General features: G+C 58.0%; 12 protein-coding genes and 3 rRNA genes. 8 read left to right on the top strand and 7 right to left on the bottom strand.

Going from position 1 to position 16,350, the window contains the following annotated elements; translation table 11 throughout:
* The first annotated feature begins 221 nt into the window (after positions 1-221).
* The 4 genes from G1C95_RS04970 to G1C95_RS04955 all read left to right on the top strand — a co-directional run bounded on the left by G1C95_RS04970 (position 222) and on the right by G1C95_RS04955 (position 7,511).
* Positions 222-1,747: ribosomal RNA gene (locus G1C95_RS04970) — 16S ribosomal RNA — on the top strand.
* A 456-nt stretch (positions 1,748-2,203) separates the two neighbouring features.
* Positions 2,204-5,284, top strand: a 23S ribosomal RNA gene (locus G1C95_RS04965).
* Between the two features lie 167 nt (positions 5,285-5,451).
* Positions 5,452-5,568, top strand: a 5S ribosomal RNA gene (gene rrf, locus G1C95_RS04960).
* Together the 16S, 23S and 5S rRNA genes form the textbook arrangement of a ribosomal RNA operon.
* Positions 5,569-5,960: 392 nt before the next feature.
* Positions 5,961-7,511, top strand: a complete 1,551-nt coding sequence (locus G1C95_RS04955) for a tyrosine-protein kinase domain-containing protein (protein WP_240947424.1) — start codon at positions 5,961-5,963, stop codon at positions 7,509-7,511.
* A 90-nt stretch (positions 7,512-7,601) separates the two neighbouring features.
* On the opposite strand, the gene G1C95_RS04950 is transcribed toward G1C95_RS04955, so the two are convergent.
* Positions 7,602-7,943, bottom strand: coding sequence for a hypothetical protein (locus tag G1C95_RS04950; RefSeq protein WP_169171830.1), 342 nt, complete (start codon positions 7,941-7,943; stop codon positions 7,602-7,604).
* 100 nt (positions 7,944-8,043) lie between these two features.
* On the opposite strand from G1C95_RS04950, the gene G1C95_RS04945 reads away from it, so the two are divergent.
* A complete protein-coding gene (locus G1C95_RS04945) occupies positions 8,044-9,852 on the top strand; it encodes a DUF4012 domain-containing protein (RefSeq protein WP_169171829.1) in 1,809 nt (602 codons plus the stop codon).
* 88 nt (positions 9,853-9,940) lie between these two features.
* On the opposite strand, the gene G1C95_RS04940 is transcribed toward G1C95_RS04945, so the two are convergent.
* The 4 genes from G1C95_RS04940 to G1C95_RS04925 form a co-directional block, all read right to left on the bottom strand.
* Positions 9,941-10,507, bottom strand: a complete 567-nt coding sequence (locus G1C95_RS04940) for an arsenate reductase/protein-tyrosine-phosphatase family protein (RefSeq protein ID WP_169171828.1) — start codon at positions 10,505-10,507, stop codon at positions 9,941-9,943.
* A gap of 119 nt (positions 10,508-10,626) precedes the next feature.
* Complete coding sequence (locus tag G1C95_RS04935) at positions 10,627-11,157, bottom strand: hypothetical protein (protein WP_169171827.1); 531 nt, start codon at positions 11,155-11,157, stop codon at positions 10,627-10,629.
* 357 nt (positions 11,158-11,514) lie between these two features.
* The gene (locus G1C95_RS04930) at positions 11,515-11,736 is read right to left on the bottom strand and encodes a helix-turn-helix transcriptional regulator (protein WP_169171826.1); all 222 of its coding nucleotides are present in this window, start codon (positions 11,734-11,736) and stop codon (positions 11,515-11,517) included.
* Positions 11,726-12,148, bottom strand: coding sequence for a hypothetical protein (locus tag G1C95_RS04925; protein ID WP_169171825.1), 423 nt, complete (start codon positions 12,146-12,148; stop codon positions 11,726-11,728). The genes G1C95_RS04930 and G1C95_RS04925 overlap by 11 nt, the downstream gene beginning before the upstream one ends.
* A gap of 397 nt (positions 12,149-12,545) precedes the next feature.
* On the opposite strand from G1C95_RS04925, the gene G1C95_RS04920 reads away from it, so the two are divergent.
* Complete coding sequence (locus G1C95_RS04920; RefSeq protein ID WP_240947423.1) at positions 12,546-12,986, top strand: hypothetical protein; 441 nt, start codon at positions 12,546-12,548, stop codon at positions 12,984-12,986.
* Positions 12,987-13,087: 101 nt separating this feature from the next.
* Here the strand turns inward: G1C95_RS04920 and G1C95_RS04915 are convergent, their stop codons facing one another.
* Entirely contained in the window at positions 13,088-14,104 is a 1,017-nt protein-coding gene (locus G1C95_RS04915) for an aggregation-promoting factor C-terminal-like domain-containing protein (RefSeq protein ID WP_169171824.1), read from the bottom strand.
* Positions 14,105-14,258: 154 nt separating this feature from the next.
* On the bottom strand, positions 14,259-14,618 hold the full coding sequence (trxA, locus tag G1C95_RS04910; protein WP_169171823.1) for a thioredoxin: 360 nt from the start codon (positions 14,616-14,618) through the stop codon (positions 14,259-14,261).
* Between the two features lie 132 nt (positions 14,619-14,750).
* Between trxA and G1C95_RS04905 the strand changes: the two genes are divergently transcribed.
* Together G1C95_RS04905 and G1C95_RS04900 are read left to right on the top strand one after the other, a co-directional pair.
* Complete coding sequence (locus tag G1C95_RS04905; RefSeq protein WP_169171822.1) at positions 14,751-15,383, top strand: NUDIX hydrolase family protein; 633 nt, start codon at positions 14,751-14,753, stop codon at positions 15,381-15,383.
* A 78-nt stretch (positions 15,384-15,461) separates the two neighbouring features.
* Positions 15,462-16,304 (top strand): alpha/beta fold hydrolase, encoded by an 843-nt coding sequence (locus G1C95_RS04900; RefSeq protein WP_169171821.1) that lies wholly within the window; start codon positions 15,462-15,464, stop codon positions 16,302-16,304.
* The last annotated feature ends 46 nt before the right edge of the window (positions 16,305-16,350 follow it).

Below are 16,350 nucleotides of genomic sequence, written 5' to 3'. Positions count from 1 at the left end.
GTGGTGGTTTGAGAACTCAAGAGTGTGTTTGTACTACTTCTTTATAGTCAATGATTGCCAGTCCGATCCCCGCTCCTGCCTGTTGGTGGGAGTCGCCGAGGGGCGTTGATGGGGGTTGGGGTTTTTGTGGGAGGGTCCTTCCTTATAGGATCTTCTTGTTGATTTCTTTTTTCGGAAATTGTTTGTGAGTCATCTTTCGGATGTCTTTCATGAAAGGTTTTTTTGTGGAGGGTTCGATTCTGGCTCAGGATGAACGCTGGCGGCGTGCTTAACACATGCAAGTCGAACGGGATCCCTGGTGCTTGCACCGGGGTGAGAGTGGCGAACGGGTGAGTAATGCGTGACCGACCTGCCCCGTGCTCCGGAATAGCTCCTGGAAACGGGTGGTAATGCCGGATGATCCAGCCTGCTGCATGGCAGGTTGGGAAAGTTTTGGCGGCACGGGATGGGGTCGCGTCCTATCAGCTTGATGGCGGGGTAACGGCCCACCATGGCTTCGACGGGTAGCCGGCCTGAGAGGGCGACCGGCCACATTGGGACTGAGATACGGCCCAGACTCCTACGGGAGGCAGCAGTGGGGAATATTGCGCAATGGGCGAAAGCCTGACGCAGCGACGCCGCGTGCGGGATGGAGGCCTTCGGGTTGTAAACCGCTTTTATCGGGGAGCAAGCTTCAAGTGAGTGTACCCGTTGAATAAGCACCGGCTAACTACGTGCCAGCAGCCGCGGTAATACGTAGGGTGCAAGCGTTATCCGGAATTATTGGGCGTAAAGAGCTCGTAGGCGGTTCGTCGCGTCTGGTGTGAAAGCCCATCGCTTAACGGTGGGTCTGCGCCGGGTACGGGCGGGCTGGAGTGCGGTAGGGGTGACTGGAATTCCCGGTGTAACGGTGGAATGTGTAGATATCGGGAGGAACACCAATGGCGAAGGCAGGTCACTGGGCCGTTACTGACGCTGAGGAGCGAAAGCGTGGGGAGCGAACAGGATTAGATACCCTGGTAGTCCACGCCGTAAACGGTGGACGCTGGATGTGGGGCCCTTTCCACGGGTTCCGTGTCGGAGCTAACGCGTTAAGCGTCCCGCCTGGGGAGTACGGCCGCAAGGCTAAAACTCAAAGAAATTGACGGGGGCCCGCACAAGCGGCGGAGCATGCGGATTAATTCGATGCAACGCGAAGAACCTTACCTGGGCTTGACATGTTCCCGACAGCCGTAGAGATACGGTCTCCCTTCGGGGCGGGTTCACAGGTGGTGCATGGTCGTCGTCAGCTCGTGTCGTGAGATGTTGGGTTAAGTCCCGCAACGAGCGCAACCCTCGCCGCGTGTTGCCAGCACATCATGGTGGGAACTCACGTGGGACCGCCGGGGTTAACTCGGAGGAAGGTGGGGATGACGTCAGATCATCATGCCCCTTACGTCCAGGGCTTCACGCATGCTACAATGGCCGGTACAACGGGATGCGACACGGCGACGTGGAGCGGATCCCTGAAAACCGGTCTCAGTTCGGATCGGAGCCTGCAACCCGGCTCCGTGAAGGCGGAGTCGCTAGTAATCGCGAATCAGCAACGTCGCGGTGAATGCGTTCCCGGGCCTTGTACACACCGCCCGTCAAGTCATGAAAGTGGGCAGCACCCGAAGCCGGTGGCCTAACCCCTTGTGGGATGGAGCCGTCTAAGGTGAGGCTCGTGATTGGGACTAAGTCGTAACAAGGTAGCCGTACCGGAAGGTGCGGCTGGATCACCTCCTTTCTACGGAGAATTTCAGGACGGGTGTTCGCCCGTCCGGTGTGTGTCCCCTTCCTGTTTGGCGCGTCCGGCGCCTGGATGGGGAATGCTGGCGTGGAAGAGATCATCGGCTGTCGCGTGTTCCTTCGGGTCCGCGCGCGGGAGTGGTATGGGCATGCTTTTGGGTTCCCGGATCGCCACGGGCGGGGGTTTTCCCCTGTTTCGGCGTTCCGTTGCGCCCCCGGGCCCCGGCTTTCCGCCTTGGTTGGTGGTTGGTTCGGGTTTGGGGTGTGGTGGTGGTTTGAGAACTGGATAGTGGACGCGAGCAGAAACCATTCTTTTTTGTTTGGTTTTTGCTGTTGATTTCGATTCGAACTCATATATTGTTCGTTTCGATCGTTTTGTGATCATTATGTGTGATGATTTGTCGTCAAGTGGAATTTTGCTGGTCGTTGCGTGCGGTCCACACCCCGTGGGGTGCGGGTCGTTTGCAAGGGCGTGTGGTGGATGCCTTGGCGGACAGGACCGATGAAGGACGCGAGGGGCCGCGATAGGCCACGGGGAGCCGCCGACTGGGCTTTGATCCGTGGGTTTCCGAATGGGGCAACCCGGCCACCGTCATGGGTGGTCACCGGCCTAAAGGGCCGGGGGGTACGCAGGGAAGTGAAACATCTCAGTACCTGCAGGAAAGGATACTCCGTGAGTAGTGGCGAGCGAAAGCGGATCAGGCCAAACCGTTGGCGCGTGATACCCGTCGGGGGTTGCGTCAGCGGTGTTGTGGGAGGCCGCTTGCCGGGGCCGACGTCCCGGCCGGCAGTTGGATAAAACCGTGTGCGAGGCGAACCGGGTTGAGTACCGGGCCGCAGAGGGTGAGGGCCCCGTAGCCGTATGCGCATGGTCTGCCGGTTGGTTTTCCCAAGTAGCGCGGGTCTCGTGGAACCCCGTGTGAATCAGCCCGGACCGTCGGGTAAGCCTAAGTATTCCTGTCCGACCGATAGCGTACTAGTACCGTGAGGGAAAGGTGAAAAGCACCCCGGGAGGGGAGTGAAACAGTTCCTGAAACCGCGCGCCTACAATCCGTCGGAGCCTCTTCGTGGGGTGACGGCGTGCCTATCGAAAAATGAGTCTGCGAGTCAGTGATGCGTGGCGAGCGTAAGCCGTGTGGCGTACGCGTAGCGAAGGCGAGTCCGAATAGGGCGTCTCAGTCGCGTGTCCTGGACCCGAAGCGGGATGATCTAGCCCTGGGCAGGCTGAAGCGCGGGTAAGACCGCGTGGAGGGCCGTACCCACCTGGGTTGAAAACCGGGGGGATGACCTGGGGCTAGGGGTGAAAGGCCAATCAAATTCCGTGATAGCTGGTTCTCTCCGAAATGCATTTGGGTGCAGCGTCGTGTGATTACCTGCGGGGGGTAGAGCTACCGGATGCCCGCGGGCCCGTACCGGGTACCAATGGCAACCGAACTCCGAATACCCGTCAGGCGTATCACGGCAGTGACTCAGCGGGGGATAAGCTTCGTTGTGGAAAGGGAAACAGCCCAGATCGTCGTCTAAGGTCCCCAAGCGCGTGCTAAGTGGGAAAGGATGTGGAGTCGCATAGACAGCCAGGAGGTTGGCTCAGAAGCAGCCACCCTTGAAAGAGTGCGTAACAGCTCACTGGTCTAGTGGTTCCGCGCCGACAATGTAGCGGGGCTCAAGCACGCCACCGAAGACGCGGCAGCGTCAAATTTGTTTTGATGTTGGGTAGGAGAGCGTCCCGTGCGGGGCGAAGCGGCCGCGTGAGCGAGCCGTGGATTGCACGGGAGTGAGAATGCAGACATGAGTAGCGAAAGGCGGGTGCGAATCCCGCCCGCTGGATGACCAAGGGTTCCGGGGCCACGTTCGTCGTCCCCGGGTGAGTCGGGTCCTAAGGCGAGGCCGACAGGCGTAGTCGAATGGATGAACGGGTCGATATTCCCGTACCGGCCTGAAGCCGACAAAACCGAATCCGGGGCGCTAACCTCCGGCGCATGCTTCCGGTTCCCTTCGGGGTTCCGTGGGCTTGCGTTGTTGGGATCCCCCTGGGTAGTAGGTCAGCGCAGGAGTGACGCAGGAGGGTAGCCGGCCGCGGAGGTGGTTTTCCGTGGTCAAGCGTGCGGCCCGTCCCCCAGGCAAATCCGGGGGACATTCAGGGCGAGGCGCGATGATGGGGGCCGTTGGGCCCGAATCCGGTGATCCCATGCTGCCGAGAAAAGCTTCGGCGTCAGGCTTCATGCCGCCCGTACCCCAAACCGACACTGGTGGTCAGGTAGAGAATACCAAAGCGATCGAGCGAATCCTGGTCAAGGAACTCGGCAAATCACTCCCGTTCCTTCGGTTTAAGGGAGACCCCCTCGCGTGAAAGGACTTGCTCCTGGAGCGTTGGGGGGTGGCACAGACCAGGGGGTAGCGACTGTTTACCAAAAACACAGGAGCGTGCGAAGGCGCAAGCCGCTGTATACGCTCTGACGCCTGCCCGGTGCCGGAAGGTTAAGAGGATCCGTCACACTTCGGTGGAAGCGGTGAATTCAAGCCCCGGTAAACGGCGGTGGTAACTATAACCATCCTAAGGTAGCGAAATTCCTTGTCGGGTAAGTTCCGACCTGCACGAATGGCGTAACGACTTCCCCACTGTCTCGACCAGGAGCTCGGCGAAATTGCAGTACGAGTAAAGATGCTCGTTAAGCGCAGAAGGACGAAAAGACCCCGGGACCTTTACTATACCTTGGTATTGGCATTCGGTGCGGGTTGTGTAGCATAGGCGGGAGACTTCGAAGCGCCGGCGCCAGCCGGTGTGGAGTCGCAAGGTGAAATACCGCTCTGTTCGCATTGGATGTCTCACCTCGGCCAGTCATCCTGGCCAGGGACAGTGCCTGGCGGGTAGTTTAACTGGGGCGGTTGCCTCCCAAAGAGTAACGGAGGCGCCCAAAGGTTCCCTCAGCCCGGTTGGCAATCGGGTGTCGAGTGCAAGTGCACAAGGGAGCTTGACTGCGAGAGCGACGGCTCGAGCAGGGACGAAAGTCGGGACTAGTGATCCGGTGCCGGCGCACGGGCGCGGCATCGCTCAACGGATAAAAGGTACCCCGGGGATAACAGGCTGATCATTCCCAAGAGTCCATATCGACGGGATGGTTTGGCACCTCGATGTCGGCTCGTCGCATCCTGGGGCTGGAGCAGGTCCCAAGGGTTCGGCTGTTCGCCGATTAAAGCGGCACGCGAGCTGGGTTCAGAACGTCGTGAGACAGTTTGGTCTCTATCCTCTGCGCTCGTTGGAATGCTGAGGAGGCCTGCCCATAGTACGAGAGGACCTGGGTGGACGAACCTCCGGTATGCCGGTTGTCGCGCCAGCGGCACGGCCGGTTGGCTGCGTTCGGAAGGGATAACCGCTGAAAGCATCTAAGCGGGAAGCCTGCTCCAAGATAAGCATTCCATGAGGTTCTCCGGAACCTCTGAACCCCCCATGTAGAACACGTGGTCGATAGGCCGGACGTGGAAGCCCCGCGAGGGGCGGAGCCGACCGGTACTAACGGGGAAACAACGACACGCACAACCCAAACCAACACTTTGGGTTACGCACGCGGCGAACACGAAACTCCACTGCGGCAATGAACACATAACCACTTCACAACACATCGACATCGCGTCCCCTATCCGGTTCCCGAACCACCACCCGAAGCCAGCAGGCAGGACATGCGGCTGGCAGAATTGAAGATTTGCGGCGGCCATGGCCCAGGAGAGACGCCCGGTCCCATTCCGAACCCGGAAGCTAAGGCCTGGCACGGCGATGGTACTGCGCCCGACAGGGCGTGGGAGAGTAGCACGCCGCCGCACCCACACCAATGGACCCCCGGACGAGGCAACAAGCCCCCGGGGGTCCAACCATATCCAGGCAATTGAAGGCCGTGCATGGGATTCCTCGACTCGCTACGCTCGCTCGGAATGACGAGGAGGGGAGGCTCCGCCTCGCTCGGAATGACGAGGTGAGTGGGCAACGCCTCGCTCGGAATGACGAAGTGAGTGGGCTGCGTCTCACTTGGAATAATGAGATTTTATATGGGGATTGTTTGCGGATTGAATGGGGTGTACGACGGGTGTACCCCCTACGAGTAAAATCTTGGTAGGTTTGGCCTGTGCTGTTCCTAGATGCCAGAAGCGTTTCCCGCATGGCTTTGGATATTGTAACGGGGGTATGCGCGGCCATACGAATTGAGAACGGAGTAATTTTGGCACCGCAGGTTCCTAACGCCACACAGGCTGATCCGAACGAAGGCACTACCGCAACCCTAAACGCTACTAACGCTGCCGCCATGAATGCAGCGGATGATGCCGGCATGACCATCGCAGACCTGCTGCGCATTGTCGGCAAGCACCTTGCCGTGGTCATCACCACATTCGTAATCGTGGTTGTAGCCGTCGCCGCATACACTTTCCTGACACCTAAGCAATACACGGCCACGGCTCAGCTGTTCGCCGCCTACGCCACCACCTCGGACGACAGCGGCAATATCTCGCAGCTGCAACAGGGCGGCACCTATATCGCATCCCAGATCAAGAGCTACCCAACGCTGGCCAAAACCGAAACGGTGCTTGCGCCTGCTCTGAACTCTTTGGACGATGCCGATAACCTGACCATGACCGACATCTCCAACATGATCACCATCACCAATCCTGATGACACCTATGTGATCGAGCTGTCCGCAGTGAGCGGTGACCCGCAGCAGGCCGCCGATGTGGCCAATGCAGTGGCGGACTCGCTTTCTCACGTGGTTTCCGGCACGTTGTATGACACCGACAAATCACCGGTTAACCTGTCCGTGGTGCAGAAGGCAGACGTACCGATCTCTGCCAGCTCGCCTAGAGTTAGCCTGAATCTGGCTGTGGGCATTGTGGCAGGTCTTGTGCTCGCCGTTGTAGCCGCATTGCTGCGCGACATCATGTCCCGTCGTATTCAGGACGTGGCCGATCTGCAGTCCATCACCGGCGACACCAACATCATGGGCCTGGTGCCGCTGGACGACAAGCTCAACAACACCAAACCCATCGTCATCACCTCGCCGGACAGCGTTATCGCCGAAGAATTCCGACGCATCCGCACCAACCTGAGCTTCACTACATCCACCACCGCCAACAACAGCCGGCTGTTTGTGATCTCTTCCGCCGGCCCCACTGAAGGCAAAACCACGGTTGCCGTCAATATCGCGGCGGCTCTGGCGGAAAACGGTGCCAAAGTGCTACTTATCGACGCTGATCTGCGTCACCCCTCAGTGGCCGAACGCATGGGCATTCAAGGCAACGTGGGCCTGGCCCACGTGCTCAGCAAGCAGGTGAACGTGCGCGATGCTGTGCAGCGCTATTGGAAGACGAATTTCCACGTGCTGCCGGCCGGCCCGCGCCTGCAGAACGCCTCCGTACTGCTGAACTCCGACCTGATGAAGGCCTTGGTCGATCAGGCACTGGAACAATATGATTACGTGATCGTCGATACGTCGCCTATGAGCGTGGCCAACGATGCTGCGGTGTTCGGCAAGATTTCCGGCGGCGTGATGCTGGTGGTCGGCAAGGGCACCACATTCAAGCGCGGCCTGAGCGAAGTCACGCGACAGCTTGACCTGCTTGACGTGCCAGTGCTGGGCTACGTATTCAACCGCGCGGACGTTAAGAAGCGCCGTGGCGACTATTACTACTACAGCTACGGATACGGCGAGACCGAAAACAAGGATAAGAGCAAGAGCAAAGAAGATCAGGCCTCACATAAGGCCGGTCACGCGGAGTGACGCTATACCATGAAAGCCTGCTGCATCAATAGTGCAGCAGGCTTTTCTATAAACAGTTGGTATTGTTCGACTACGATATTGCCAACGTTGTCAACGAATCGCAAACACCCACCATACGCCTGTGCCGATGGCAGCCAGATACAGTAAAGCAACAATAATATAGCCGCTGCGACGCAGTAATACAGTGCGCCGGTGCCGGCGCTTGGCTTGCTTGATTTGTTCGGGAGTCATCCGTCGACGACGTTGCGGCTGAAGTCCCTCTTCGATTATCGGCGCGGTATTGCTGATTTGTTCAGCGTCCAAATTGAGTTCAGCAGAAGGAACTGCCTCGTTATCCATATCATCGTGATCGACTTCAGCGCCATGATCGATCCCGGTGTCATCATCTGCGGGATTGCTTGGCGGCAGGGGAGGAATTGATGGCGTCGTCACGATGCATCTCCTTGAAGCGGTTCGACGATTGCGTGAACAGCAGTATACACTTAGCTCAGGGGGTTAGACTAAGGGGGTATTGTTTGGCGAAAGGTACGGTATGATTCAGGCATCGCGTACAGCTGGTCGTAAGCATCGTCATCGGCATCATACGCCGATGGTGCTGCGTTGGCTGTCTGCTGCGCTTCAGGTACTTGGATGGGCGATTATCGTCGCGCTGCCCATAAGCGTGATTTGGTTGTGCGTATCGTCGGTGATTGCCAAGAACGAAGCGCAGGCTGTTGTGCAGCAGGCTTCCACCATCAGTGACGCCGCTGCAACGGGGGATAGTGCAGCCCTTCGCCAGCAGGTGGATGAACTGGCAGATCATATCGATGCTGTTTGGGCACAAACCAGCCAGCCGATATGGTGGGCGGTGGAACAGCTGCCGTATGTGGGGCAGGATGTGGGCACTGTGCGCCAGGTTGTTGATGCGCTCCACGACGTATCCGTTGGTGCGTTGCCTCACGTGAGCCAAGCTCTAGGCAAGGTATCGATTCAGGATATCAGCATTGCTGACGGCACCATTAGTGTGCCCGGACTGGCTGATGCTGCGGATGACCTGAGCCAAGCGGCCACGGTGGTGACGCGTGCGGATGCCGATATGCAGCGCATTGGCGAGACTCATTACAACCAAATCAACACCATGCTGGATCAGGCCAAAGACCAGTTCGATGCCGTGTCGGGAGCATTGGATGCCTTGGCGCGTCTGGCTAAGATCATGCCCAGCATGCTGGATATGGACAGTGCAGGAGGCGGACAACGCACCTATGTGGTGATTGCACAGAACAATGCGGAGCTGCGCGCCACAGGCGGCATCCCGGGCTCTGTGGGCCTGTTGCATGTGTCCAATGGCAAGATTTCGCTTGATGACTTCGTTTCCGACTCTGAATTTGACGTATTGGATTCGTCTATTCTGCCGTTGACTGCCGAGGAAAAGGTGTTGTTCAGTGGTCGTATGGGCCGATGGATTCAGGACGTGACTTTCACCCCTGATTTTTCACGCACCGGCGAATTCACCAAAGCCATGTGGGAGCGCCAGTTTGGCGGCACCATAGACGGCGTTATTTCGGTGGATCCGGTGCTTTTGCAGAACATGCTTGCGGTAACCGGTGCCGTCACCGTCTCCGATGGCCAATACACGGTGACATTGGATGGCACGAACACGGCGCAAATCTTGCTCAGCCAGGTGTATCGGGATCTGCCGGTGGAACGGCAAGATGCGTTCTTCTCGCTGGCAGCCAGTGAAGCATTCGCCACCATCATGCACGGTGACGGGCATGATCCGGTGGCATTAGCGAAGGCATTCATCGAATCGGCACGCAACGGGCATTTTTATGTGTGGAGCGCACACGAAGATGAGGAACAGGTGCTGGAGAGCACCACGGTCGGCGGCACATTGGCCCAGGACTCCAGCAATCCGGTGGCGGGATTGTTCTTCAACGATTCGGCTGGCTCGAAAATGGGTTGGTATCTCAAGCGCGATGTGGTGTTCGCCTTCGAAAAGCAGCTGAGTGATGGGCGACGTCAGTATGTGATGGATGTGACGCTGACCAATACGCTCGATCCCAGCCAGGTTGACAGCGTGCCGGACTATGTGCTGGGCATGAATGTGGACGGCACGGAGCGCGGGGATATCGGCGAAATGATGTATGTGTACGCGCCCGCCGGTGGCCGTTTGCTGGAATGGCAATTCGATGATGGCAGCGACTTTGATATGGTCACCCTGCACGATGGTCTGACCTTGGGCGCGAAAACCATCAAGCTCAAGCCGGGGGAGAGCATGCACTTCGTTGTGCGATTCCTGAGCTCTTCCGATGCGGCTGATACGCCCATGCAGCTGCGTCAGACGCCTGCTGCGCAGGAATAGGTTCCTTGCGGCTGAAGTTGCGTGGATGATTCGTTTCTATAGCTACGCGGTTGCGGCTATTGCGTCGCCGCAACCGCGCAACCGATTATCATGCAACGGCGTTGAGTATGGTGGTAATGCCGCGTTTGATTTCAGCGTATACACGCTCGAATACCGCGCGATCCTTGCGATGAGGATCTTCGGTTTCGCTGGCTTGCGGTAGGAACGGGCGCAGCATGCCAGCGCTTTCCATGGCCTCGTGCAGTTTTTCGCTAGGATTATTGCCAGGGATACCGCCGTCTCGAACCAATTGCTTGCAGATATTGACGAAATCATTGAACAAAAATGTTTTTCTGGCCGCAGTCGGATTCTGCGCCAGCAATTCAGCGATCTGCTCGTGTTCAAAGCACAGAATCAAATCGGCGGCACTGCTCAGTTCAGGGCGAATAGGGGTGGAACGGTGTGCGGACGCGTCAATGCCATCCTTCTTCAGCATGGTGAGCGTCATCGGGTCGGCCGGGGCCGGCGGATAATGCAGCGTGCCGGCGCTGGACGCCTGGAGACCGACCGCGCCAAGCTCCTCACCGATATGGCGTTGTTCGATTGCCGACTGCGCAACATATTGCGCCATAACGGAACGGCATTGGTTGCCGGTGCATACGAACAAGATGTGCATAACAATTCCTTCCCTGTATTGCTTGCTCAATTGTTTCGCTAGGTGCAAACATGGAAAAACCGGGAATCAATGATTCCCGGTTTCGTAACCATGATAATAACGCTTGTTATGCGTCTATCTCAGCGGCGAGACGTGGTCTTGCGCACAGCGAACAGGGCAACACCAGCGGCGGCCAGCAGCACAACGGCCACGCCGTACGGAGCGATGGAAGCACCGGTTTCAGCAGTGGTCGGAGTGGAGGAAGAACCGGAGTTGGAGCCGGAGCCGGTGGCAGGAGCGCTGACCGGGGCGGTGATGGAAGTGCCTTCCTCGCCCTGGGCGGTGACGGACAGCTTGTTCTCCTGAGCGGCCTTGAGGCCAGCCTCGGTCAGGGTGAACTTCAGGTTGGCGGAACCGTCGGCGGCAGCCTTGAACGGGCCATACTGCTTCAGAGCGATCTGCTCGACGTTGGAGACGTAAGTGTCATCCACGGTGATAGTGAACGTTTCGTTCGGCTTAAACGAGTTGGCCGGGTAGGTGCCGGTGGCCACGTTGCCGGAAACGGTGATAGTCGGGGCCGGGTATTCATCGGCCACGGCGGTGTTGGCGGCCAGGCCAAAGCCGAACACGGCGGCGATGGCGGCCAGAATAGCAACAATCTGCTTCTTCATAATGTTTTTCCTTCTTCTATTGGCGTCATTCGTAAACATCACACTCAACGGTTGCCTCGTGTGCTGCTTGCCTAAACCCCACAGGCAGCCGCATACGAGCCATTGGCGATCACGGCTCCCTACTATACCCCCCTACCTGACTATGCAACGGTGGTGACGGGGGTTTGCCGAGGGCTTGGAATCAGCGGTGTGACAACGAACTCACGTCATGTGATAAGTCTGTCACATCACCACAAAGGGGGTATGGGGGTGTGAGATGTACCGAATCCCTGATATTGCAACGATTGTGGGGCTGGTACTATGCGTGGGGCTCGAGTTTACGAAGAATGTAACGTGCGCGACACGCCGATGGGCCGCTCACTGGTTGCGGGCTTCGGCCTCGTATTCGTCGTCGAAGCTGAACAGGTCTTCGACAGTGGTGTTGAATACACGGGCGATATCCATGGCCAGCCTCAAGGATGGGCAGTACTGCCCCTGCTCAAGTCTGCCGATGGTTTCGCGGCGTACATTGACCAAATCGGCTAGGTCGGATTGTTTCATGCCTCGCTCAAGGCGGCGCAGCTTCAGATTAGTCTTCATCGTCCGCTCCCTTGGCGGCGGCATGCTCCAACGTCAGGTACCGTGCGTCGGACAGGGCCAATGCGCCGATGGCAAGTGTGGGCAGCAGCATGGGAGATAAGGAATACCTGATATGCGTGATGACGGGCAACAGGGTGAGCGCAAACCCGATGGCACACATGACGGCAACCAGTGTGCCCAGTGCGAACATCATGGCATCGCACTGATGCTTGTCTGACAGTTCGTCGCGACGTGGATTCTCCCGCCCGAACGTGACCAGTACCCAAGCCTCGCCGCAAATCCACAGCAAGGCCACGATGGCGGTGATGATTAGGCCGATTACATTGTTGTGCAGAATCAGCATCAAAGCGCAGGATAGGGCACCCAACGTTTCCACAATCATTCTCAGCCAGATGTAGTGATTGAATGTCATGCCTGTTCCTTGAGTTGTCGGGCCTATGCTGCGCATGCACGCACATGAGGGGGTAACCCCTTCTCATGAATTTAGCACTGGCATGGTATGCGCGGTGTGGAGTTGGCATGCAGCCAAACGGTTATCTTGATAATGATGATATGAGGATCATATCGGTAATGAGATGAAGCCCAATTCATGGTGCGAGATGAATTGACTGAATTAAGTGATTTAAGTAAATTTAGTGAATGCGCATTGCAGTGTGAATAGATGTATGCGATGGGTATATCACACAAAGAAAAAGCAGCAATAGTAATTGCATTATCGTTGAATTTGCATCATTTCATGCACAATATTGCGTGATATGGGTTATGATGAAAAAGAATGAAATAGCCTCATGAATTCGAAAGGAATTATCATGGCATTGTTGCAGGGGTTTGAAGAGGTAAGTGTCAAGACGCCGATCGGCAAATTGACGATGACCATCACCGAGTCCGGTATCCGTTTTAATAAGTCGACCGCCGCCGCTCTGGGCTTTCCCCAGCGCGTGAAGGTGCTGATTAACGAGCAGACCCGTCAGCTGGCGCTGCAGGCGGTGGACAACCGTTCCACGAACGCTGTGAAGTTCAGCAAGCCCGAATCCAAGCAGGTGGCTTCCGTGAGCGTTAAGGATCCGATGGTGATGGAAGCTGCGGCCAAGCTGTTCCCGCTGTCTGCCTCGCCGGAAGGTGAAGTGGCGTATTGGAGCGCCGAAGGTGAACTGCACGAGAAGGAAAAGGTCGTGATCTTCAACGTTGAGGGCGCAACCGAAGGCACCATGAAGAAGCGTGGCCGCAGGGCTGCCGCCGCTGAAGCCTGATTGGTGCTCAACGGGTATTGTAATTTCCCAATAATGAATATCCCTCCCTGAAATTTCAGGGAGGGATATTTTATTACGTATGAACTGTAATGCAGTACTGATTAGTAGCTTTTATTGGCCAGCCAGTAGTTATAGGCACCGGTGATGCTGCCATAACGCTGGTTGCAATACATCACAAACCACTTGAACTGGGTCTGATAGTTGGTCTGCCAATCGGCACCGGCGACAGCCATCTTGGAGCCGGGCAGTGCCTGTGCCAAACCGTAGGCGCCGGAGCTGGGATTGGTGGCGGTGGGGCTCCAACCGGATTCATGCTGAATGATGAAGCTGGCAGCGGTGAAATCGGACTCCGTGTAGCCGTTGGACAGCAGATAGTCATGGGCCCAGGACTGAATCTCACCAGCAGGGGTGGTGGTGCCCAGATTGGCATCCGATCCGCTTGATGAGGTGGAAGACGAGGTGGTGCCAGTGCCCACCAGAATCACTTTGTCCACCGGGGCTTTTTTCACCCAAGAGGCGAACACGTTGGACGACACCACCTTGTCACCGGCGCGGGTGACCAGTGATGTGGTTTCCATCACGCCGTTCTCGCCTTCGGTTTCGACCTTTTCCTGGCCTTGCGGCAGATCAGCGGTTTCCTTGCGGACCTCGTTGAAGGCGATGGGGGTGTCGGTGGTTTCCAGCTGTGCGCCGGCGCGTTCGATGGTGATTACCGTCGACTCGTCGACCTTGGATTTCAGGGACGGCGTAACCGTATCGTCCGGCTCCAACGTGATATTGCCGGTCTCAAGCACGTCCTTCACCGTGGTCATATCGTCTTTTTCGCCCAACACCACACGCGAATCACCATTGATGGTAACCGTGACGTAGGTGGTGTTCTTATCCGCGCTGCCCAGCGCGCCGCGCGAAGCGGAGCGGGATGCGGCCGAATCGGTAGCGGAGAATGCAGAGACGGTGGAAGTGGAAGATGCCGTGCCATCGGACTGATAGAAACGCTGCGACACGATTCCGGCGGAGACAACCAATCCCGCAGCGGCGACAACGGCGGCGATTTTCGCCCACTGACGTGCGCTTAACGATTTCAGCGTCGGAGATTGGTGACTGCCATGTTTCGTCATTACGCTCCTTGATTGAGGTTACACACTATCCACCATGATAGGACAGGGGCAAGCCCGATTCCAAATTGCCTGATATCGCCGGAGGCGAGGCTGTCTATGGGCGGCTATTGTGCAGTAGCCGCCCATAGACAGCCTCTATTGGCCTTTAATGGCCTTACTTCTCTTCGGCTGCCTTGGCGGCGGACAGATCCAGAGCCTTGGCTTGGGCGATAAGATCATCGAGATCGGCGGCCTGCAGCGCACCGGCCTGCTGGAAAATCACCTGACCCTGCTTGGCGATCATCAGCGTGGGCACGGCCTGGATGCCGGCGGCGGAGGCCAGATCCTGGTTGGCGTCGATATCCACCTTGACGAAGGCGATGTCCTTGTTCTCCGGCTTGTCGGAAGCGGCTTCGAAAATCGGGCCGAACGCGCGGCAGGGGCCGCACCAGGTGGCCCAGAAGTCCACGAACACAATCTCGTTATCGGTGATGGTCTTCTCAAAATCAGCGGAAGTAATGGCGGTGGCAGCCATGATGGTTCTCCTTCATATTCCTGTGGCATCCCTTGGGATTCCTTGGATTGTTGCCTACCAGCTTTCCAGCAGCACCCAACATTTCACTGACAGATGACGGCAGAAACAGTTTTGCGCGCGATAATGGATGCTATGCCAGTCATGAATGACGAAGTGCCCGACGAGGGCGATTACGACGCCGGCCGCGCGCGCGGCGAATTCGACAACATTACGCCCGAGGACTTCATCCACGGCGGCGGCTCCGGGCATAGTAACCCGCCCGGCTGGCTGGGGCGTGAGGACATCGGCCGCATACGCCGCCAAGTGCCGATCCCTTATGTGGAAATCGTGCCGGTGCGCACCGATGATCTTGGCCGCGTCAGCCAGGTTGGCTCGTTGCTTCGCGTATCCGAAAACGGTTCGATCGAACGCACGCTGGTCACCGGACGTGTGCTATTCCACGAAACCCTGCGTGAGGCGATCGCCCGCAACATCGCTAAGGATCTGGGTGACATCGCGCTGCCGCTGCTGCCGGCCTCGCTCCAACCGTTCACCGTGGCAGAATTCTTCCCCACGCCGTCGCTGAGCGAATACTACGACCCTCGCCAGCATGCCATCGCATTGTGCTTTGTGGTGCCCATCGCCGGCGACTGCAAGCCGCAGGATGAGACGCTGGATGTGGAATGGGTGGATCCGAAAAGCGAACTTATGGAGACGTTCATCAGCCAAATGACCAACGGGCACGACCGTATCGTGCGCCAGGCGCTGGCTTGGGCCGGCGTCTAAACGGCGGATTGCTGCGAGCAGGCGCATAAGACGATGCAGGAATAGACGATGCAGGAATAATTGAAGGAAGGGAACATTATGACCATCACACTGGCCAATCATGTGTACAGCGAAGGCGAAGGAGCGCCGGTGGTGCTCATCAACGCCTACCCGGTGGATCACCGCATGTGGGACGACTGCGCGAAGGCGCTCGCCGACGAAGCCAAGCAGAACGGCATGGCACCGCTGACCATCTGGGCACCCGATATGCCCGGCTCAGGAGCCTCGCCGACCCCGAGCAGTGCAGACAGTGGCCCGCAGGAACCCAACGGCTCCTACCCTCAGGCGCTGGATCGACTGGCCGACGCCTACGTGGATCTGATCACCGCTGCCGGATATCAGCAGGCCATCTGGGTGGGCCTGTCGATGGGCGGCTATGTGGCGATGGACATCCAGCGTCGCCACAGCGAGACGGTGGCCGGCATCGCCCTGTGCGACACCATGGCCGCCTCCGACGGCACCGGTGGTGAAGGCCGTCTGGCCATGGCCGACGCTGCGGAAGCCACCAATAGCGTGCAACCCGTGATGCATTTCGCCCAGCCGGCCGAAGGCGACTCCACCGTCAAGCGCTCGCCGACCTTCATCGAACGCATGAGCGCATGGATCAACGAGCAGGATCCCGCCGGATTGGCCTGGAGGCAGCGCATGACCTACGGCAGGCCCGAATTGGGAGACGTGCCGACCACCATCAGCGCACCATGCACGGTGATCAGCGGCGAACTTGACCCCACCTCCAACCCGAGCGTGATGCAACCGCTGTCGGAGCGCATCAACGGTGCACACTTCCTCGCCATCCCCGATTGCGGGCACTTCAGCGCAGTGGAACACCCCGACACCGTGGCCCATGCGCTGCTCGAACTGGTGCAGCGCGTGCGCCAGTGAAAGCCCCGTTAGGCGAATAGCCGGTCAGATGAACCGCTCAGCAGGC

Origin of the sequence: Bifidobacterium oedipodis, from assembly GCF_012932425.1 — a bacterium.
Lineage (GTDB): Bacteria > Actinomycetota > Actinomycetes > Actinomycetales > Bifidobacteriaceae > Bifidobacterium > Bifidobacterium oedipodis.
This window is presented reverse-complemented; position numbering and strand designations above follow the sequence as displayed.